We start from the raw sequence: 20,215 nt of genomic DNA, 5'->3' as shown, positions 1-20,215 counted from the left end.
AAAGCCGGCCAGCGGCCGGCTCTACCAGAAAGCAGAAGGGCCGCTTGCGCGGCCCTTCTTCAAGGTCAGCCGACTACTAACAGTCGGCTCTACCGGTCGGCTCTACCAGCCGGTTTTACTTCAGCTTCGCATCGGCGCGCAGGGCGGCGGCGCGGTCGGTCTTCTCCCAGGAGAAGGCCGTGGCGTTGACGGTCTCGCCTTCGCCGTTGAGGTAGCTGAACTCCTTCGGCTTGCGGCCGAAGTGGCCATAGGCCGCGGTCTGCTGGTACATCGGGTGGATCAGGTCCAGCATCTTGATGATGCCGTACGGGCGCAGGTCGAAGTGCTTGCGGATCAGCTTCTCGATCTTGTCGTCGCTGATCTTGCCGGTGCCGAAGGTGGTGACCGAGATCGAGGTCGGCTCAGCCACGCCGATGGCGTAGGAGACCTGCACTTCGCAACGGTCGGCCAGGCCGGCGGCAACCACGTTCTTGGCGACGTAGCGGGCCGCGTAGGCCGCCGAACGATCGACCTTGGACGGATCCTTGCCGGAGAAGGCGCCACCACCGTGACGGGCCCAGCCGCCGTAGGTGTCGACGATGATCTTGCGGCCGGTCAGGCCGCAGTCGCCCACCGGGCCGCCGATCTCGAACTTGCCGGTCGGGTTGATGTGGAACTTGGTGCCCTTGTGCAGCCACTTGGCCGGCAGCACCGGCTTGATGATCTCTTCGCGGACGGCCTCGATGAGGTCCTTCTGCTTGATGCCCGGGGCATGCTGGGTCGACAGCACCACGGCGTCGATGGCCGAGACCACGCCGTTTTCATAGCGCAGGGTGACCTGGCTCTTGGCGTCCGGACGCAGCCACGACAGCGGCGAGTTCTTCTTCTTGCGGATCTTGGCCTGCTGCTCGACCAGGCGGTGCGACAGGTGGATCGCGGCCGGCATGTAGCTGTCGGTCTCGTTGGTGGCATAGCCGAACATCAGGCCCTGGTCGCCAGCGCCCATTTCTTCCGGCTTCTTGCGATCCACGCCCTGGGCGATGTGCGGCGACTGCTTGCCGATCAGGTTCAGCACGCCGCAGGTGGCGCCGTCGAAGCCGACGTCGGAGCTGTCATAGCCGATGTCCGTGATGACCTTGCGGGTCAGGGCTTCCAGGTCGATCCAGGCGCTGGTGGTGATTTCACCGGCCACGATGGCAACGCCGGTCTTGACCATGGTCTCGCAGGCCACGCGGGCGCGCTGGTCCTGGGTCAGGATCGCGTCCAGCACCGCATCGGAGATCTGGTCGGCAACCTTGTCCGGATGGCCTTCGGAGACCGACTCGGAGGTGAAGAGATAGCTGGACATCAGGCGTAATATCCCTTGATTCGGATGGAAAGATGGGCGCGCATGATACACGGGGTGCGCCGCCTGTGCATTGTGAACCTGTACCGGTTGCCGGTGGTTAAGCCCGCGTAGGCCCGGCAAGGGCCGTCCTGACGGGATTGGGCCCCGGCCTCGAGGCCCAGTGTTCCACCAGTGTGACGGCGGGCCGGGTGGCGAGGGGGGCGGTTGCGGCCCCTCCGGCCGGGGACGACCGTCATCGTTCTGCCCCGAAACCGCCATCTGGCTGCCGCCTGCCGGGCGCAGGCTGTCGGCCAATACGGCCGCCGGGCATGAGTGGATCCGCCATGCAGGAACTTGAACAGCGTCTCCAGCAACGCTTTCCCGATTGGTTCCATGGCCGTCGTGGCCAACTGGCGCGGCCATTGCTTCGCAGCGTCGGGCGCTGGTCGCGGTTGGACCAGATCGAAGCGTTCCTGCAGCGCAGTGCAGGATTGCGCGGATTCGGCTTCGTCGCCGCCGGGCTGGAGTTCATCGATGGCCAGTACCAGGTGGATCCGGCCGCGTTGGCGAAGATCCCGGCCACCGGTCGCTTGCTGATCGTCGCCAACCACCCGTCCGGCGCACTGGACGCGCTGGCCCTGCTGGACGCGGTCGGCCGCATCCGCCGCGATGTGCGGATCGTGGCCAACGACCTGCTGGGGGCGATTGCGCCACTGCAGGACCTGCTGTTGCCGGTGCGCATCCTTGGTGGCAAGGCCCAGCGTGGCAGCCTGCACGCTGTGGAGGAGGCGTTGGCCGCCGAGCAGTGCGTGATCGTGTTCCCGGCCGGCGAGGTCTCGCGCCTCTCGCTGCGAGGCATCCGCGATGGTCGCTGGCAGCGCGGTTTCGTCCGCTTTGCCCGTGCCGCCGGCGCGCCGGTGCTGCCGGTACGGGTGGAAGCGCGCAACTCGGCGCTGTTCTACGGCGCCTCGACCCTGTTCAAGCCGGCCGGCACCGCGCTGCTGGCGCGCGAGATGTTCACCCGCCGCGGCCGCCCGCTGCGCCTGAGCATCGGTGAGCCGATGCAGCTGGGCAAGGGCGGTGACCCGGGCGCGCAGCTGCTGTCGGTACGCCGCGCGCTGTATGCGCTGGGCCGCAATGGCGCGGCCGGCAATGCCGCTGCCTTCGCAGGCCCCGAGCCGCTGGCGGCGCCGGTGCCACCCTCGCAGGTCGCCGCTGGGATTGCCGCCGCGCCATCCACGTGACCGCCGATGGCCGCCGGCTGCTGGTCGCGCATGGCGACGACTACGACGGCGTGACCCACTTCGGCGGCCTGCAGGAAAAGTTCGGTGACTGGCTGTACTACCGCATCCTCACCGGCAACCAGGCGCTGAATGCAGTGCGGCGCCGGCTGGGCATGCGCTACTGGTCGCTGTCGGAGTTCCTGAAAAAGCGCAGTGGTGCGGCCGAACGCTACATCGAGCGCTTCGTGCAGGCCGGGCTGGACGACGTGCGCCGGCGTGGCCTGGATGGCATCGTCTGTGGCCATATCCACCGCGCCGCGCTGGTCGAACGCGACGGCCTGGTCTATGCGAACGATGGTGACTGGGTGGAAAGCCTGACCGCGCTGGTCGAAGACCACGACGGCGCGCTGCGCCTGCTGGACCACAACGGGCAGACCTTGGTGGAGCTACCGGGCGCGCGCTTGTCACAGGCGGCGTAACCCGTTTCCGTAGAGTCGACTGTTAGTCGACTATCGCGCGCAGCGCGCGGTGTCCGCAGCCTGATGGAAGAGCAGTCGACTAACAGTCGACTCTACAGAAACGGTGTCCGGGAGTGAGACGGCACGCCCGTAAGCCGTTAGCATCGGCCCATGGATTCCCTGACCCAGATCGTACTTGGTGGCGCCGTCGCCGCTGCCATTGCTCCGCCCGGCCATCGCCGTGCGGCACTGCTGGCCGGTGCCGCGCTCGGTACTCTGCCGGACCTCGACGCGCTGTGGCTCGGCTTCACCGCCACCGACCCGGTAGCGAGCATGGTCGAGCACCGCAGCTTCAGCCATTCGTTGCTGGTGCTGCCGTGGGTGGCGGCGCTGATCTGGTGGTTGTTCAAGCGCTTTGGAAATGGCCGGGTCGCGCAGTCACCGGTGCGCTGGTTCTGGGCGATCCAGCTGGCGCTGGTGACCCACCCGGTGCTGGATGCGTTCACTGTCTATGGCACCCAGTTGTGGTGGCCGCTGCGGCCACATCCAACCATGGGCTCCAGCGTCTTCATCATCGACCCTGCATACACTGTGTGGCTGCTGCTGGGCTGCGTAGTGGCCTGGTTCGGTCGTGCGCGCCCCTGGGTCGGCAAGGTGCTGGGCGTGTCACTGCTGGTCAGCAGCGCATACCTGGGCTGGGGCCTGATCGCCAAGGCGCAGGTCGACCGCGTCGCGCAGCAGAGCCTGGCCGCGATGGGCCTGGCCGATGCGCCGCGCTTCTCGGTACCGATGCCGTTCAACACGCTGCTATGGCGGGTAGTGGCGATGACGCCCAATGGCTACGTGGTCGGAGACCGCTCGCTGGTCGCCGATCATGGGCCGATGCAGTTCGAAGGCCATCCCTCCAACGTGCAGGCACTGCGCGAGGCGCAGGCGATTCCGGCGGTGCAGCGACTGCAGTGGTTCAACCGCGGCTTCATGCGTGCGCAGGTCGTTGACGGGCGCCTGGTGCTGAGTGATCTGCGCATGGGCCTGGAACCGGATTACACCTTCAACTTCGCCGTGGCCGAACAGGTGGGCGGGCAGTGGCGGCCGATCGTGCCCGAACAGCTGCGCGTGGACTACAGCAGCCCGGCAGCACGCGCCGACGCCGGGCGCCGGCTGGCCGCGATGTGGCAACGCATCTGGCACGAGCCGGCAGCATCCGCGACCGGCGCTGCGCACCCGTAGATCCACGCCATGCGTGGATGGCGCGAACAACAGCCACGCAGGGCGTGGCTCTACTGCGGCTGGCGGTTGAGCTTGATCGAACGGTTCAGCACCTGGCGCGGCACGTTGGCGATGTCAAAGCCAACGAACGCCAGCAGGAACTGCAGCCCGGAGATCAGCGCGACCATGGCGATCATGATGGTACCCACCGGCGTGGCGACATCGGCCTGGGCCGACCGTACCCAGTGGTACAGCCCGAACAGCCCCCCGAAGGCGAGCAGGCTGCTGCCGGCGATCAGCTCCAGCGACGCGATGCTGAGGTCGCGCAGGAAATAGTTGTAGGCAATGCGCTTGAGCGTGTTGCGCAGGTGCTTGAAGGTGAACTCACCCAGGATGCGACCAATGCGCAGGTTGCTGGTTTCGTCGCCGTAGTGGGCATCCATTGCCACATCCTGCACGACCGCGCGCACGGTGTTCAGTCGGAACAGCATGTCGGTCTCGAAGAAATAGCGGTCGCTGACCGCCTCGAGTTTCAGGTGGCTGGCGACCTTGGCATGGATGGCGGTGTAGCCGTTGGTCGGATCGAACACCTGCCAGTACCCGGACGAAGCCTTGGTCATGAAGGACAGCAGCAGGTTGCCCAGGCGCCGCACCGGGGGCATGCGGCGGATGTGGGTCAGGTTCCAGAATCGGTTGCCCTTGGTGTAGTCGGCATGGCCGTCGGCGATCGGCGCGACGAAGTCCATCAGCAGCGCCGGGTCCATCTGCCCATCGCCATCGACCTTGACCAGAATGTCCATGCCATCGGCGATGGCCGCGCGGTACCCGGTCTTGATCGCGCCGCCGACGCCGAGGTTGTGCTGATGGAACAGCACGGTGATGCGCGGGTCGTTGGCTTCGGCCTGGATCAGGCGGCCGCTGCCGTCGGGGCACGCATCGTCCACGCAGTAGATCGCCGTTACCGCATCATCGATCGCCGCCAGCACGGACAGCACGTGGCGGGTCACTTTGTAGCAGGGGATGATCACGGCGATCCGAGCCGGCGTGGATGCGGAGGGCGAAGTGGTGGTCATCGGATTCATGGGGCTGGGTGGGCCAGCAGGGGTTTTGCCGGCAGTTCCACCAGATCCCCCTGCAGCACCCGTGGTGCGTCGCCCTCAGGCGCTACGGTGATGTGGTGGTAGCGGTTGAAGGTGAAGTCGAACTGCTCGTCGGGCAGGGATGGGAAGTAGCGGCGGAAGTAATCCATCTGTGGCAGGTACAGCACATGGTTCACGGCGGGAATGCCAACACCCGGCAGGAGGGCCCCGAACCCACCGGGAGCCACCAGCGCGCCTTCGGTCGTGGTGGCTGAGCCGCGGGCCTGCAGGGAGTGCAGGACGGCAGTGCGGTCCATTGCGAAGATCGGGCCGGCCGGCTGCACGGGATTGAACAGGCCGTTGCCCAGCAGGTTGGCCAGCGCGGCCGTGGCCAGCACCAGGCTCGCGGCGTGAACCGACAACTGCGGGCGCCGCGCGGCGACGGCGAGTGCGGCCAGGCACAGGTAGGGAATGGCATCGGCAGCGCTGTGCAGGCGACTGAACTGGCCTTCACCGAACAGGAACTTGGCCAGGCTGCCGACCATCAGCAACGCCGCCAGAAGCAGCAGGCGCCAGCGCTGCAGGCGCACGCCGCAGTGCACCAGGATCATCGCGCAGGCGATGTTGAGCAACAGGCCGAAGGCCAGCAGTGCGCGAGCGGGGGGCACCATCGACAGGGTGGTCAGTTTGCCAACCACGGCAGGCACAGGCAGGAAGATCCAGCAGGCGATGAACAGCAGGCCGGCGGCGAGGATCAGCAGGGAGCTGCGATGGCTTTTCGCCCATTCACGCAGCCGTGCGCCATCGGCCAGCACCAGCGTGAACAGTGGCAGCAGGCTGCCCAGCACCGCGATTTCGCAATCGTTGGATGCCTTGAACAACGGCAGCGGTGCGAACCGGTAGGTCATCAGGTTCGGGAAGAGGTGCGCGAGCAGGCTGGTCAGGCCGACACCGCCACCGGCGCTCTGGCGCTGGCCGGGGTACACCGTGTTGCGCACGATCGGGATGATGTCGTGGAAGTAGCCGACGAACACCGCCAGTGCGATCGCGCCTGCGATGGCGGCATCGACCAGACGTACAACGGTGATGGCATCGCGCCGGACCGCCAGCACCAGCACCGCCAGGGCCAGCACCGAGGAAATGATGAAAGGTGGGTAGGACACCGCGATCAGCCATGCCGCCAGTGCATAGGCGCAGGCCACGATGCGCAGCGCGCGATGGCCGATGCCCAGCCATGCCACCGCAGCCCAGGGTGCCAGCGCGAAGGCACCGGCATTACTGGTCCACCAGACCTGCACGAACGGCGCGAAGAACAGCGTGGTCGAAACCAGTACTGCGGCTAGTGCCGGCATCCGCAGTTGGCGCAGGAGCAGGGCCCATCCGCTCAGGAAGGCCATGGCCATGAACATGAAGAAGAATGAATAGGCGTTCGCTGCAGGCAGCATGAAGAACGCCCAGTGGTACGGCTTGAACAGCAGCCCCCAGTCCTGCAGCGGCAGCGCCTGGAAGGTGCGCAGTGACTCGTGGTATGCCGAGTGCGCATTGAACTGCCCGAAGTCGTTGTTGACCGCGATCTGGATGTACGGCGTGAACACCATCCATTCGTCGGTGCGGATGTAGCGGGCGGTACCGAGCAGCGGCTGCTGCGGGGTCAGGCCGAGGTACTCGTAGGCCAGCGAGTAGGAAGAAGGCGTCAGTGCGAGCGCGACATACAGGATGCACAGCAGCGCCATGATCCCGGCAAGCAGGCGAACCTGGCCAGGGCGAAGTCCGCCCGTCTGGCCCGGGTCCTGGGCAGGGAAAGGCGTTCGGCCGCTGTCACTCATCATGCGCTCGCAGGTAAGGTCCATCCATGCGCGACGTACCCGCACACCGATGCCTGAGGGCAATAGAGGGGGATCCCGGCACGCGCCGTTCCGAGGCCGGGACTGCGGGATTCTAGCCGGTTGCCGCCGGAGCCGCAGGCCATCCTGTGGCGAGGATAGGCCTCAATACACCGTCGCGCGGCCCTGCACGAACGAGTAGAAGAACACCGCGTTCGGGTCGTTCTGCACCAGGCGGAACTCGCGGCGCATGCCTTCCACGGTTTCCTCGTCCACCGAGCCGGCCTGCAGCAGCTGGTCGGCGGCCGACAGCAGCAGCTGTTCCCAGAACGCGATCATCGTCTTGCGACGCGCCGGCTCGCGGTTGTCCAGGTGGATGGTCTTGATCTCGGTGTGCACGTCGCGGAAGCCGCCGGCCAGCAGCAGGTTGCCCAGCTTGGCGCCGACGAACGGGTCGCCCCCGTGGTCGTACTGGAAATCGTTGAAGGCCATCCAGTAGCGCCAGATGTGCGGCGAATACGGATCGAGCAAGAACGAGGCATTCATCACTTCGGTGATGTACACCGGCGAACCCGGTGCCAGCACCCGGCGCACTTCGCTCAGCACACGTGCGGGTGACGGCACGTGCTCCAGCACCCAGCACAGGAACGCCGCGTCGAAGCTGCGTGCCTCGAACGGCAGCTCACTGGCATCGGCCTGCTGCAGGGTATAGCGGTCGCTGCACCACGGCGTGCGCGCCAGGTTCTCGCGCGCGGTGGCCAGCTGCGTTTCGCTCAGGTCCACGCCGGTCACGTGCAGCTCGGGGAAGCGGCGCAGCAGGATCTCGGTCTGTGCGCCCACGCCGCTGCCGACTTCCAGCAGGCGCCGCGCGCCGCTGTAGTCGATCTGGCCGAAGATGCTCGATTCCAGCAGCCGGGCCTGGGTCATCAGGCGCTGCTGCTCGGTGCCGGAAAACCCGTGCAGATAGGTCGGGGAGGAAATCGGCGGGGTCATGGTGGGCTCTTGTAGCGTCGAGCTGGCTCGACTGTTCGCAAACGCGGGGCTGGTGGCTCAGGCCGCCGAAGGCAGCGCCGGTTCCCCGGCGATCAGGCGGTCGAAGTATTCGGTGGTCAATGCGATCTGGCTGGCCGGATCCTCGGCACGGTTGACCACCGCGCGGAAAGCGGCATTCTCCGGCCGGTCCTTGGCATACCAGCCCAGGTGCTTGCGCGCGATGCGCACGCCCTGCGGCTCGCCATAGAACGCATGCAGCGCGTGCAGGTGGCCAAGCAGGATGTCGCGCACTTCCGCCAGTGATGGCGGTGGCAGTTCCTCGCCGGTGGCCAGGTAGTGCGCCACTTCGCGGAAGATCCACGGCCGGCCCTGCGCCGAGCGACCGATCATCACCGCATCCACGCCGGTTTCCTTCAGGACGTAGGCGGCCTTCTGCGGCGAATCGATATCGCCGTTGGCGATCACCGGAATGCGCAGCGCGGCCTTGATCTCGCCGATCGTGGCGTACTCCGCCTGGCCGGTGTAGTGCTGGTCGCGGGTACGGCCGTGCACCGCCAGTGCCGCGATACCGCTGTCCTCGGCGATGCGTGCGATCAGCGGGCCATTGCGATGGTCGCAGTCCCAACCGGTGCGGATCTTCAGCGTGACCGGCACGTCCACCGCGTTGACCACGGCCTCGAGGATGCGCGCCACCAGCTGCTCGTCGCGCATCAGTGCCGAACCGGCCCAGGCGTTGCAGACCTTCTTGGCCGGGCAGCCCATGTTGATGTCGATGATCTGCGCGCCGTGGTCGACGTTGTAGCGTGCGGCCTCGGCCAGCTGCTGCGGCTCGGTGCCGGCGATCTGCACGCTGATCGGGGCCGGTTCGCCGTCATGGTCCATGCGGTGGATCGACTTGCGCGTGTTCCAGAAGCGCGGATCACTGATGGTCATTTCCGAGGCGGCCAGACCCGCGCCCAGCCGTTTGCACAGCAGGCGGAAGGGCTTGTCGGTGACGCCGGCCATGGGCGCCAGCACGACGTTGGGGGCAATGGTGTACGGGCCGATCTGCATGCGCCCATTGTAGGGCGCGCGCGGCGGTACGGCCGCGTCGGGCGCGGTCCGGTTCAGGCCGATCGGCACCGACCTCATGCCGTACCGGCATCAGCAGATGCTTGACGGTTGCTTCCGCCGCCCCCACGGACGGGCGATGGTGGGCGGCTACCCCAGGCTCTGCCAGGCCTGGCCGGTACCCAGCGCGAAGGCCAGCCCCAGGCTGAGGCAGACCACTGAACTGACCACCCAGAAGCGCCGGCCGTTGTAGCCGGGCCGGAGCAGGGCCAACCCGAAGCCCATCGCCGCGCGCAGCAGCAACAGCAGGGCGATACCCGACAGGACCAGACGGCTGGCCGGCAGCGGCGAATGCCAGCCCGCGGCTGCCAGTGCGTACAGCGTCCAGGCCACCAGCACGGCAGTGATGCCGGCGGTCATCAGCGGTGGCCACCAATGCCCGGCCTGTGCCAGCCGGACCATGCGCTGGCCAGCACCGAAGTACCTGTACCACGCGGCGCCGAAGGCAATGCAGCCGATATGCAGCAAGGCTGCGATGGCACTACCGGCGGCGGCAACCAGCAACCAGGGGAATCCGTCCATGTCCTGCCCACGCTGAAACGCTGCGCGGATGGTGGGTGAGGGGCGGGATGCGGGCAATGCGACCGGCAGTCGCAGCTGTTCGATGCGACCGCCGCCGATGGCGCTTCGCTCAGCGCGGCGGATCGATCTGCAACCCGGCGCCAAGACGGTCCAGGGCCACGTCCACGCGTGGCAGCCGTTGCCGGCCCTGCGGCCACAGCAGGCGCAGCGGCAGGCCGCGGCAGTCCAGCGATGGCAGGATCGAGACCAGGCTGCCGCGCGCCAGCGCGTCATCGACCAGCCAGGTGGCCAGCTGCGCGATGCCGAAGCCGGCCTCGACCGCCGCCACCTGGGCCTCGGCGCTGCCAACCACCAGGCGCGCGCGGGCCTGCAGCGGTGTACTGCGCTGCCTGCCATCGGCCACCAGCCACGGCCCGATGCTGCCGTCCGCGCGTCCGAACAGCACACCGTCATGCCCGGCCAGCTCGGCGGCCGAGCGGGGCTGGCCATGCCGAAGCAGATAGGCCGGGGAGGCGCAGAAGCGCAGGCATTCGTAACCGAGCAGGCGGCTGCCCAGCGTGGCGGGCAGCGGCTCGGGACCGCCGATGCGTACGGCGAGGTCGACGCCGTCCTCGGCGAGGTCGCTGAAGCGGTCGCTGAAGGTCACCTGCGGATGCAACTGTGGAAACTCGGCGGCCAGCTGCAGCAGCAACGGCCAGGCTTTGAGGCGCCCGAAGGTGGCCGGCGCATCCACCCGCAGGCGGCCCACGGGCGCGTCTGCGTGCGAGACCAGCACCGACTCGGCATCGGCCAGCTCGCCCAGCACCCGCACGCAGGTGCGATAGAAGCCCTCACCAGCCTCGGTCAGGCGAAGGCGGCGCGTGCTGCGTTCGAACAACCGCGCGCCCAGGCGTGCCTCCAGCCGCGCGATGGTCTTGCCCACCGCCGAACTGGTCAGGTGCAGGCGTTCGGCGGCGGCGGTGAAGCTGCCGGCATCGGCGGTGGCGACGAAGGCCTCGATGCCGCGCAGGCGCTCGGTGGGAAGCATGGGGAATTTCTGTCCGGAATCGATGGAAAACATAGCAGAAATCGGAATCCGGGGAGGAAATAGGCTGGCGGCCCCTGTTCTGATGCCTGCCCATGTCCTCCCTCGATTCCGCCGCGGCCGCTGTCCACGCAAACGGCCGCGCACGCCTTTCGGTTGTCCTGCTGGCGGTGTCCGCCTTCGTCATCGTCACCACCGAGTTCCTGATCGTTGGCCTGTTGCCGGCGCTGGCGTGCGACCTTGGCCTGGGCATCGCCCGCGCCGGGCAGCTGGTCACCTTGTTCGCGTTCACCGTGATGCTGGCCGGGCCACCGTTGACCGCGCTGCTGTCACACGTCAGCCGGCGCCGCCTGTTCGTGGCCATCCTGCTGTTGTTCGCGGGTTCCAACGCGCTGGCCGCGATGGCCACGCAGCCGTGGCTGCTGGCGCTGGCGCGGGTGCTGCCGGCACTGGCCCTGCCGGTGTTCTGGGGCACCGCCAGTGAGACTGCTGCGCAGCTGGCCCCTGCAGGGCAGGGCGGTCGTGCGGTCGCGCGGGTCTACCTGGGTATCACCGCCGCAATGCTGTTCGGTATCCCACTGGGTACGTTGGCCGCCGACGCCCTCGGTTGGCGCGGCAGCTTCTGGCTGTTGGCGGCCCTGTCGCTGTTGATGGCCGGCGCGCTGGCGGTGTGGATGCCGGACACCGTGGCCGGACCGCGGCGCGCGCTGGGCGAACAGGCACGAGTGCTGCGCCAGCCGCAGTTGCTGGGCGATGTGTTGCTGTCCGTGCTGGTGTTCACCGCGATGTTTGCTGCCTATACCTACCTGGCCGATGTGCTGGAGCGGCTGATGCAGGTACCGGCGGCACAGGTGGGTTGGTGGCTGATGGGCTTCGGAGCTGTCGGGTTGATCGGCAATGCACTGGGTGGGCGCTGGGTCGATCGTGCGCCGCTGGGCGCGACCCTGGTGTTCTGCGCGGTGCTGGCGCTGGGCATGCTGGCCAGTGTCGGGCTGGCCGGCCACGGCACGTTCGTGCTGATCGCACTGGCCCTGTGGGGTGTGGCGCATACGGCATTGTTCCCGCTGTGCCAGGTGCGGGTGATGCGTGCGGCGCCCCAGGCGCAGGCGCTGGCGGGAACCTTGAATGTGTCCGCGGCCAACGCCGGAATCGGCCTCGGCGCGCTGCTGGGAGGTGGGGCCATCGAACGCTTCGGGCTTGCCTCGCTGGGCGTGGTGGCCGCTGCCGTGGCGCTGCTGGCAATCGTCGCGGGCCTGCTGCTGCGGCAGCTTGCCCGGTCTCGCTCATCCACGCATGGCGTGGATCTGCCTCATTGAAAGGCAAACAAAAAAAGCCCGGGTGTCTGCACACCCGGGCTTCTTCATCCACGCATGGCGTGGATCTACTTTGCTTCGGCGTCGGCCGGGGTGAAGCGCGGCATCGCCGCTGCAGCACCTTCCTTCTCGGTCGAACGACCGGCGAACTGGTTGGCGAAGCGCACGTGGCGGGCGAACGGGGCGTCGGCCACCTGCGCCAGCGACGCGGCCAGCGCACCGTTGAAGGCGTCACCGGCACCGGTGGTGTCGATGGCCTGTACCTGTTCGGCGCCCACGCGGTAGTACGGCTGGGTATCGCCGCGCAGGTTCTCGTCGGCATGCGACACGAACACGCCCACCGAGCCCAGGGTGACCACCACGGTACCGTTGCCGACCAGCTTGCGGCACAGCGCGTGCAGGCTGGCGCCATCCAGCGCGGCGACGTCGTTGGCATCCACGCGCTCACCGACATGGCGGCCGAGCAGGGCAGCGAACTCGGTCTCGTTCGGGGTGATCACATCGGCCAGCTTGAGCAGGCCGATGGTCGAGGGGGCATCGGCCGGTGCGGTGTTGAGCACGGTGGTGACGCCGGCCTCGCGGGCCGTGGCCAGTGCCGCTTCGATGGTCTGCACCGGCGATTCCAGCTGCACCAGCACCACCCTGGCGCCGGTCAGCAGGGCCTGCTGCTGTTGCAGGAAGTCGGTGCTCAGCGCAGCGTTGGCACCCGGGCCGATCACGATGGTGTTGCGGCCACGGGCATCGACGTAGATGCCGGCGGTGCCGGTCGGTTCGCTGCTGGCTTCGGCGATGAGGCCGAAACCATCCTGCGCCGCCAGTTCGCGCGCGGTGGCGCCACCGGCGTCGTCGCCCAGCGCGCACACGAAGTGCGTCTCGGCACCGGCGCGGCAGGCCGCCACGGCCTGGTTGAAGCCCTTGCCACCGGGGCCGGTGCTGTAGCGGCCGGCAATGGTCGCGCCCGGTGCCGGCAGCGACTCGCACCGCCACACGTGATCGACATTGAAGGAACCGACGACAACGACACTGCTGCTCATAGGGAATCTTTTCTCAACCAAGGGTTCAACTGAAGTGCGTCAGCACGCCGGCGATGGTCGCCGTCATGAAGGTGGCAATGGTACCGCCCAGCACCGCGCGCAGGCCGAACTTGGCCAGGTCGTGGCGACGTTCCGGAGCCAGGCCACCGATGCCGCCGATCTGGATCGCGATCGAGCTGAAGTTGGCGAAGCCGCACAGCGCGTAGGTCGCGATCAGGCGACCTTCGCTGGACAGGCTGACGCCAGCCACCTGGCCGTTCACGATCTGCGACAACTCGGTGTAGGCCACGAACTCGTTGATCACGACCTTCTGGCCGATCAGCGAACCGACGGTGGTGGCATCGGCCCACGGCGTACCGATCACCCAGGCGATCGGGGCCAGCAGGTAGCCGAAGATGGTCGACAGGTTGGTCGGCTTGCCGATCTGCGCAGCCAGGCCGGTCACTTCACCGATCCAGGTCAGCGGGGCGTTCAGCAGCGCGATCAGGGCGATGAAGGCCAGCAGCATCGCGCCGATGTTCAGCGCCAGCTTCAGGCCGTCGCCGGCGCCGGCCGCAGCCGCGTCGATGATGTTGCTGGAGGTCTTTTCGACTTCCATCTTCACCGTGCCGCGGGTGAGCGGGGTGCCGGTTTCCGGGATCAGCAGCTTGGCCACGACCAGGGTGGCCGGCGCGGCCATGATGCTGGCCGCCAGCAGATGCTTGGCGTAGAAGGCCTGCTGCGCTGGGTCGCCGCCGCCAAGCATGCCCACGTAGGCCGCCAGCACGCCGCCGGCGATGTGTGCCATGCCGCCGATCATCATGGTCAGCAGCTCGGACTGGGTCATCCTGGCGATGTACGGGCGCACGGTCAGCGGCGCCTCGGTCTGGCCGATGAAGACGCTGGCGCAGACGCTGGTGGTTTCCGCACCGGACACACGCATGACCTTGGTGATCGCCCACGCCATCACGCGCACGATCGCCTGCATGATGTTCAGGTGGTACATCACCCCCATCAGCGCCGAGAAGAAGATGATGGTCGGCAGCACCTGGAAGGCGAAGATGAAGCCGTAATTCTTGGTGTCCATCAACGAGCCGAAGATGAAACCGGAACCCTCGTTGACGAAGCTCAGCACCTTGACGAAGCCGTGGCCCAGCGCGTCGAACACGTCGCGCCCGCCCGGCACCAGGATCACCAGCGCCGCGAAGGCGATCTGCAGGGTGATACCGGTGGCAACCAGCTTCCAGTCAACCGCGCGCTTGTTATTGGAAAACAACCAGGTGATGCCGATCAGCACCGCCAACCCGAACAGGCCGAAGCCGATCCTGCCCAAACCTTCGACCATGTGAGTGACTCCCCTGGGGCGTCGCGAAAAACGGGAAGCCTAGTGCAGGGCAGGGGCCGGGGCAAGAAAAAGCAGCGTGCGCGCGGCCAACGGTACCGATCAGGCCAGCAACGGCAAGGGCTTGCGGCTGGCGGCGGCAGGTAGAATGGGGGTCGATCCCGGCCCGGATGCGGGCCCGCAGCAGGAGATTCGCATGCAATACCGTCGCCTGGGCTCCACCGGCCTGCCGATTTCCGCCCTTTCCTTCGGCGCCTGGGTGACCTTCGGTGACCAGATCCCGCGTGATGAGGCGCGCAACCTGATGGCCGCCGCTTGGGATCATGGTGTCAACTTCTTCGACAACGCCGAGGGCTATGCCAACGGCCGTGCCGAACAGGTCATGGGTGACGTGATCGCCGACCTGCGCCTGCCGCGCGACGGTTTCTGCGTGTCCAGCAAGGTGTTTTTCGGCAGCGCCAAGGACCCGCGGCCGACCCAGCGCGGGCTGTCGCGCAAGCACGTGACCGACGCCTGCCACGCTGCACTCAAGCGCCTGCGGGTGGACTACCTGGACCTTTACTACTGCCACCGCCCGGATCCGGACGCGCCGATCGCCGAGACCGTGCATGCGATGGACACCCTGGTGCGGCAGGGCAAGATCCTCTACTGGGGCACCTCGGAGTGGTCGGCGGCGCAGATCCAGCAGGCGCTGGACATCGCCGAGGCGCGCAACCTGCAGGGCCCGTCGATGGAGCAGCCGCAGTACAACCTGCTGCACCGCGAGCGGGTCGAGGTCGAGTACGCGCCGCTGTATGCCGGTGCCGGCCTGGGTACCACCATCTTCTCGCCGCTGGCGTCGGGCCTGCTCACCGGCAAGTACGACCAGGGCATTCCGGCCGATGCACGGCTGGGGCGGGAAGGCATGGAGTGGTTGCAGGACCTGGTGCTGGGGGCCGACGCCGGGGCCCGCCTGGGCCAGGTGCGGCGCTTCAGCGAGGTGGCACGCGCGCTGGGCCACGCCCCGGCCACGCTGGCCATCGCCTGGTGCCTGCGCAACCCGAACGTTTCCAGCGTGATCCTCGGCGCCAGCCGGGTCAGCCAGCTGCTGCAGAACCTGCAGGCGTTGGAAGTGCTGGAGCAGGTCGATGCGGCCGGCTGGGCCGAGGTCGAAGCCGTCTTCGCCTGAACCCCGGGGCCGACCGGGCCTGGGGGCCTCGGTCGGGCCGGCTCGGCCGAGGGAACGGGACGGGAACGCGAACGGGAACGGTAGAGTCGCCTGTCAGTCGACTGCTTCGAATAACCGACTGCTTCGAGCAACAGCAGTCGACCAACAGTCGACTCTACACACCTGCGTCGCCATTTAATTGATGCGATCTATCGGATTACGGAATTCGATCATTAATCCCATCAATCAAATTGAGAATGGTTGTTGATTGTCAACTGAGAATCATTATCATTTAACTCGTCCCTCGCACGAGTCCAGATGCTCATGAATGCTCAACCTGTACTGCTGCGCCCCGAAACACTGACCCTCCGCGATCGTCCGGTCCGCGTCGTTCCGCCGGAAGAGGTCATCGACAGCGAAGCCCTGCTCAAGGGCCGTCGTGAAATCCTGATCCAGCACGGCGACCGCTTCTATCGCCTGCGGCACACCAGCAACGACAAGCTGATCCTGACCAAGTAATCGCGGTCTGGTCGCCCGCCTCCCTCCCTCCTGCCGGCAGCGCCGACAGGGTGGGCGACCCGTCCGCTCCCGCTCTCTCCCCCTCGGTCTACCGCGTGCACCTTCCGGGTGCGCCGGTAACCGGGGGTTCCCCTGCCTGACCGAACGAACCCGATGACCCGCCATACCGCCCTTTGCCTTGCTGTCTGGATGGCGCTGCCGCTGTCCGCCCACGCTGCTGCCACTGCTGCCCCCGATGCGCGCGAATTCGATCGGGTGCAGGTCACCGCCACCCGCACCGAGCGGGCGGTGAGCGACGTGGCGGCCACGGTGGATGTCATCGACCGTGAGCAGATGGACCGGCACCTGGTGCAGGACATCAAGGATCTGGTGCGCTACGAGCCGGGCCTGTCGGTCACCCGCAGCGCGACCCGCTTCGGCCTGGATGGTTTCCGCATCCGTGGCCTGGACGGCAACCGCGTGCGCATCCAGACCGACGGCATCGTCATGCCGACCCGGTTCGACATCGGTTCGTTCGCCAGTTCCAACCGCAACTTCACCGACCTCGATACGCTCAAGCGCGTCGAGATCGTGCGTGGACCGGCCAGCTCGCTGTACGGCTCCGACGCACTCGGTGGCGTGGTCGCGTTCGTGACCAAGGACCCGGCCGACTACCTCAAGGACGGCAAGAACAGCTACTTCGGCCTGAAGTTCGGCTACGACGGTGAGTGGAAGGGCCTGCTCGGCGGTGCCACCGCCGCCTTCGGTGGCGACCACTGGAGCGGCCTGGTCAACGTCAACCACCATCAGGGCCAGGAAACGGACAACAAGGGCACGGTACGCAGCGACAACGACACCCGCACCGCGGCCAATCCGCAGGATCGCGACGGCCGCAGCCTGCTCAGCAAGCTGGTCTATGCACCCAGCGAGGACCAGCGCTTCCGCCTGACCGTGGAAGGCAACGAAGACACCACCGATACCAATGTGTTGTCGGCGATTGCCAGCGTTGCACCGCGCCCCGGCGCGATGGCTGTGGCCACTGGCATGAAGTCCCACGACACCCAGAAGCGCAACCGCGTGTCCTTCGCCCACGAGATGGATGCGCTGGACCAGCCGTTCGCCGACAGCCTGCATTGGCAGGTGTACGCGCAGAACAGCGAAACCCGGCAGCAGACCGACGAGACCCGCACCGACGGCACCCGCCGCCACCGCGTGTTCTCCTTCGACCAGCATGCCTATGGCCTGCAGGCGCAGCTCAACAAGGCGTTCACCACCGGCAGCGTCGAGCACGCATTGACCTACGGTTTCGAAGGCACCCGTACCGAGATCCGCCAGAAGCGCGACGGCTATCAGGTCAGCAAGGCTGGCGTGGTCAGCAACACGGTGCTGCCGGACACCTTCCCGGTGCGTGACTTCCCGATCAGCAAGACCACCGAGCTGGGCCTGTATGCACAGGATGAGATGCGCTTTGCCGATGGCCGGCTGTCGCTGGTGCCGGGCGTGCGCGTGGACCGCTACGAGCTGAAGCCGGAAGTGGACAGCATCTTCGCCGAAGACAACCCGACCACGGCCGTGGCGCAGCTGAAGAAGACCAGCGTGTCGCCGAAGCTGGGCATGGTCTGGCGCTTCACCGACGAATGGTCGCTGTTCGCCGGTTATGCGCGTGGCTTCCGTTCGCCGCCGTACAACGACGTCAACATCGGCCTGACCAACGTCGCCTTCCGCTATACCGCCATCGCCAACCCGGATCTGAAGCCGGAAACCAGCGACGGTTACGAAATGGGCCTGCGCTTCATCGCGCCGGCGGCGTACGTCAGCGTCAGCGGCTACTACAACGATTACAAGGATTTCATCCAGTCCAACGTCGATACCGGTCGCAACGCACAGGGTCTGACCGTGTTCCAGTCGCAGAACATCGCCGACGCGCGCATCTATGGCGCGGAAATGAAGGCCGGCATCGAGTTCGGCGAACTCAGCCCGGCGCTGAAGGGCTGGGCGCTGCGCAGTGCGTTGGCATGGTCGCGTGGTGACAACCGGACCGATGACGAACCGCTGGCCTCGGTCGATCCGCTGCGTGGCACGCTGGGCCTGATGTACGACACCGATACCTGGGGCGTCGAACTGGCCGGTACCTTCGTGCAGCGCAAGAAGCGCCTGCCGCCGCCTGCGGCGCAGACCAATCCGAACGCACCGGCGCCGTTCGTCTACCAGCCGGCCGGCTACGGCGTGCTGGACCTGATGGCGCACTGGAACTTCGCGCCGGGTGCCACCTTCAATGTCGGCGTGTTCAACCTGGCCGACAAGCGCTACATCGAATGGTCGTCGATCACCCCGAGCCTGATCAGCGATCGCGCACTGAGCGATCGTTTCAGCAGCCCGGGCCGCACCTTCTCCGCCAGCCTTGCCGTTTCCTGGTGACCTCATGAGCCGAGCACTGTCCGCACGCAGGAATGACTCCATCGCCGCGCCGAACAGCGCGGCCTGGCCGACCCCGGCACAGCTGGCCACGCTCGGCACCGTGTTGTGCCTGTACCACGCCGACGGCAACGAGCTGGGCGGCTGGCGCCAGGCCGTACGCGTACACGCCTGTCAGGGCGTGGACAGCGAGGGCCTGCGCGAAAGCCTGTGCTTCCTTGATGGCCGCGGCCGCTGCGTGTGGCGCCTGTACCTGCTGCCCGACAGCGATTTCCTGGCCTGGGACCGTCTGGTCGCGGCGCTGCCGCCGGGACCGGAACACGATAGCGAGGCGAGCGTTGGCGAACGCCTGTGGCGGCGTTTGGCCGGCCATCTTGGCGGCCAGCGCTGGCGCCTGTGCGCGCTGCGCCTGCATGCCGCCGACGCCGGACGCACGCTGGCCGCCAGTCTGTCGACCCTGTCCTCGCTGGGCGCGGCCACCGCGCGCCGCATCGCACGCCTGGAAGGTGCTGAAGGCGAGCTGGCGATCGACGACTGCTGCTGTGCCGACGCCGCCCGGCGTCCGGCGCCCCAGATTCCCGGCGACCTGCCGCTGATCCGCCTGTGACCCTCTCCTGATGGAACGCCCGTTGGCCACGGATGGCCCCTCAATGAATCTGCAACCCCGAAGGAAGACCCCGATGAAGCTCCAGACAGCCAGCGCCATGCTGCTGCTCGCCGCCAGCGGCGTGGCCAGCGCGCAGCCCTCCGATATCGCCCGCGACCACGACAGCATCCTCGCCATGCAGGGTGAGTACACCGTGGACTTCGCCTTCGACGAGACCGTGCTGCTGAAGCCGGGCTACGAGCGTGCACCGGCGATGCGCAGCGGCGGCAGCGAAGTGGTCATCGTGGTTGAGGACACCCCGAAGCGCATCGTGCTGCAGCACCTGCTGCTGGATGAAAAGAGCGGCCACATCACCAAGCACTGGCGCCAGGACTGGGTGTACGAAGCACCGAACCGTTTCGAGTTCAGCGCCGACCAGACCTGGAAGGTGCGCAGTATTCCGTCGGCGGTGAACCAGGGCGCCTGGACCCAGTGCGTGTACGAAGTGAGCGACGCACCGCGCTACTGCGGCACCGGCACCTGGACCTACACCAACAACGTGCCGAGCTGGACCAGCGATCTGAGCTGGCGCCCGCTGCCGCGCCGTGAGTACACCAAGCGCAGCGACTACAACGCGCTGGCTGTGGTCAACCGCCATACGCTGACCCCGAACGGCTGGACCCACGAACAGTTCAACACCAAGGTGCAGCGCAACGCCGATGGCAGCCAGGTGGAGATCGCACGCGAGTTCGGCTTCAACGACTACGTGAAGACCACCGAGGTCGACTTCACCCCGGCGCGCAACTACTGGAAGGCCACCGCCGGTTACTGGGCCAAGGTGCGCCAGCGCTGGGACGGTTTCCTGACCCAGGCCCCGGGCGTGCACCTGAAGACCAGGATCGACGGCATGGCGATGATCATTCCGCTGTTCACCCAGGCCGAAGCGATCCAGTCCGGCAAGAAGGTGAAGGACACGCAGATCGACGAAGTGTTCGCCAAGTACGTGGAAAAGGCCCAGTAGCAACTGTCTTGTCAGGGGCAGCCGAGGGCCACCTCGGCGTCTCGCTTACGGGCGTTGAGGATCACCAGCATTTTGCGCATGACCGCCACGAGCGCCACCTTGCTCGCTTTGCCCTTGGCCTTCAGGCCAGCGT

Annotated in this window: 16 protein-coding genes and 3 pseudogenes; 9 read left to right on the top strand and 10 right to left on the bottom strand. The window is 67.1% G+C overall.

Annotated elements, in window-relative coordinates; genetic code table 11:
- Nucleotides 1-115: 115 nt before the first annotated feature.
- Complete coding sequence (metK, locus tag AC5P5S_RS12720; protein WP_005408103.1) at nt 116-1,327, bottom strand: methionine adenosyltransferase; 1,212 nt, start codon at nt 1,325-1,327, stop codon at nt 116-118.
- Nucleotides 1,328-1,650: 323 nt separating this feature from the next.
- On the opposite strand from metK, the pseudogene AC5P5S_RS12715 reads away from it, so the two are divergent.
- The 3 genes and pseudogenes from AC5P5S_RS12715 to AC5P5S_RS12705 all read left to right on the top strand — a co-directional run.
- Nucleotides 1,651-2,538 (top strand): annotated as a pseudogene (locus tag AC5P5S_RS12715) (1-acyl-sn-glycerol-3-phosphate acyltransferase); the annotation flags it as partial.
- Nucleotides 2,532-3,008 (top strand): annotated as a pseudogene (locus tag AC5P5S_RS12710) (UDP-2,3-diacylglucosamine diphosphatase); the annotation flags it as partial. The pseudogenes AC5P5S_RS12715 and AC5P5S_RS12710, both read left to right, overlap by 7 nt.
- A 150-nt stretch (nt 3,009-3,158) precedes the next feature.
- Nucleotides 3,159-4,217 carry a metal-dependent hydrolase gene (locus tag AC5P5S_RS12705; protein WP_062607791.1) on the top strand — a complete coding sequence of 353 codons (1,059 nt, stop codon included), beginning with the start codon at nt 3,159-3,161 and terminating at the stop codon, nt 4,215-4,217.
- 50 nt (nt 4,218-4,267) lie between these two features.
- On the opposite strand, the gene AC5P5S_RS12700 is transcribed toward AC5P5S_RS12705, so the two are convergent.
- The 6 genes from AC5P5S_RS12700 to AC5P5S_RS12675 form a co-directional block, all read right to left on the bottom strand.
- The gene (locus AC5P5S_RS12700; protein WP_049459457.1) at nt 4,268-5,278 is read right to left on the bottom strand and encodes a glycosyltransferase family 2 protein; all 1,011 of its coding nucleotides are present in this window, start codon (nt 5,276-5,278) and stop codon (nt 4,268-4,270) included.
- Nucleotides 5,275-7,008 (bottom strand): DUF3292 domain-containing protein, encoded by a 1,734-nt coding sequence (locus AC5P5S_RS12695; RefSeq protein ID WP_223846472.1) that lies wholly within the window; start codon nt 7,006-7,008, stop codon nt 5,275-5,277. The genes AC5P5S_RS12700 and AC5P5S_RS12695 overlap by 4 nt, the downstream gene beginning before the upstream one ends.
- Nucleotides 7,009-7,263: 255 nt before the next feature.
- Entirely contained in the window at nt 7,264-8,091 is an 828-nt protein-coding gene (locus AC5P5S_RS12690; protein ID WP_043035378.1) for a class I SAM-dependent methyltransferase, read from the bottom strand.
- A 57-nt stretch (nt 8,092-8,148) separates the two neighbouring features.
- Nucleotides 8,149-9,144: a tRNA dihydrouridine synthase DusB gene (dusB, locus tag AC5P5S_RS12685; RefSeq protein WP_012479176.1), complete on the bottom strand. Its 996-nt coding sequence runs from the start codon at nt 9,142-9,144 to the stop codon at nt 8,149-8,151.
- Between the two features lie 147 nt (nt 9,145-9,291).
- A complete protein-coding gene (locus AC5P5S_RS12680) occupies nt 9,292-9,723 on the bottom strand; it encodes a hypothetical protein (protein ID WP_005408111.1) in 432 nt (143 codons plus the stop codon).
- Between the two features lie 109 nt (nt 9,724-9,832).
- Nucleotides 9,833-10,750, bottom strand: coding sequence for a LysR family transcriptional regulator (locus AC5P5S_RS12675; protein ID WP_049397460.1), 918 nt, complete (start codon nt 10,748-10,750; stop codon nt 9,833-9,835).
- Nucleotides 10,751-10,842: 92 nt separating this feature from the next.
- Here AC5P5S_RS12675 and AC5P5S_RS12670 point away from each other — a divergent pair, with 92 nt between their 5' ends.
- On the top strand, nt 10,843-12,063 hold the full coding sequence (locus tag AC5P5S_RS12670; protein WP_049397448.1) for an MFS transporter: 1,221 nt from the start codon (nt 10,843-10,845) through the stop codon (nt 12,061-12,063).
- A gap of 65 nt (nt 12,064-12,128) precedes the next feature.
- Here the strand turns inward: AC5P5S_RS12670 and AC5P5S_RS12665 are convergent, their stop codons facing one another.
- Nucleotides 12,129-13,094 (bottom strand): ribokinase, encoded by a 966-nt coding sequence (locus AC5P5S_RS12665; protein ID WP_005408114.1) that lies wholly within the window; start codon nt 13,092-13,094, stop codon nt 12,129-12,131.
- 25 nt (nt 13,095-13,119) lie between these two features.
- Nucleotides 13,120-14,418 carry a NupC/NupG family nucleoside CNT transporter gene (locus AC5P5S_RS12660; protein ID WP_005408115.1) on the bottom strand — a complete coding sequence of 433 codons (1,299 nt, stop codon included), beginning with the start codon at nt 14,416-14,418 and terminating at the stop codon, nt 13,120-13,122.
- Nucleotides 14,419-14,611: 193 nt separating this feature from the next.
- Between AC5P5S_RS12660 and AC5P5S_RS12655 the strand changes: the two genes are divergently transcribed.
- The 5 genes from AC5P5S_RS12655 to AC5P5S_RS12635 all read left to right on the top strand — a co-directional run bounded on the left by AC5P5S_RS12655 (nt 14,612) and on the right by AC5P5S_RS12635 (nt 20,082).
- Nucleotides 14,612-15,583, top strand: coding sequence for an aldo/keto reductase (locus tag AC5P5S_RS12655; RefSeq protein WP_062607870.1), 972 nt, complete (start codon nt 14,612-14,614; stop codon nt 15,581-15,583).
- Between the two features lie 303 nt (nt 15,584-15,886).
- Complete coding sequence (hemP, locus tag AC5P5S_RS12650; RefSeq protein WP_005412278.1) at nt 15,887-16,081, top strand: hemin uptake protein HemP; 195 nt, start codon at nt 15,887-15,889, stop codon at nt 16,079-16,081.
- A 153-nt stretch (nt 16,082-16,234) separates the two neighbouring features.
- Entirely contained in the window at nt 16,235-18,478 is a 2,244-nt protein-coding gene (locus AC5P5S_RS12645; RefSeq protein WP_425528519.1) for a TonB-dependent hemoglobin/transferrin/lactoferrin family receptor, read from the top strand.
- A gap of 4 nt (nt 18,479-18,482) precedes the next feature.
- The gene (locus AC5P5S_RS12640; RefSeq protein ID WP_495276321.1) at nt 18,483-19,082 is read left to right on the top strand and encodes a Hemin transport protein; all 600 of its coding nucleotides are present in this window, start codon (nt 18,483-18,485) and stop codon (nt 19,080-19,082) included.
- A 73-nt stretch (nt 19,083-19,155) separates the two neighbouring features.
- Nucleotides 19,156-20,082, top strand: coding sequence for a DUF6607 family protein (locus AC5P5S_RS12635; protein ID WP_062607785.1), 927 nt, complete (start codon nt 19,156-19,158; stop codon nt 20,080-20,082).
- 11 nt (nt 20,083-20,093) lie between these two features.
- On the opposite strand, the pseudogene AC5P5S_RS12630 reads toward AC5P5S_RS12635, so the two are convergent.
- Nucleotides 20,094-20,215: pseudogene (locus AC5P5S_RS12630) on the bottom strand (IS110 family transposase); the annotation flags it as partial.

It is taken from the genome of Stenotrophomonas sp. YJH_SMC_54 (assembly GCF_059368435.1).
Note: the sequence above shows the minus strand (reverse complement) of the source record. Positions and strands in the feature narration are given on the sequence as shown.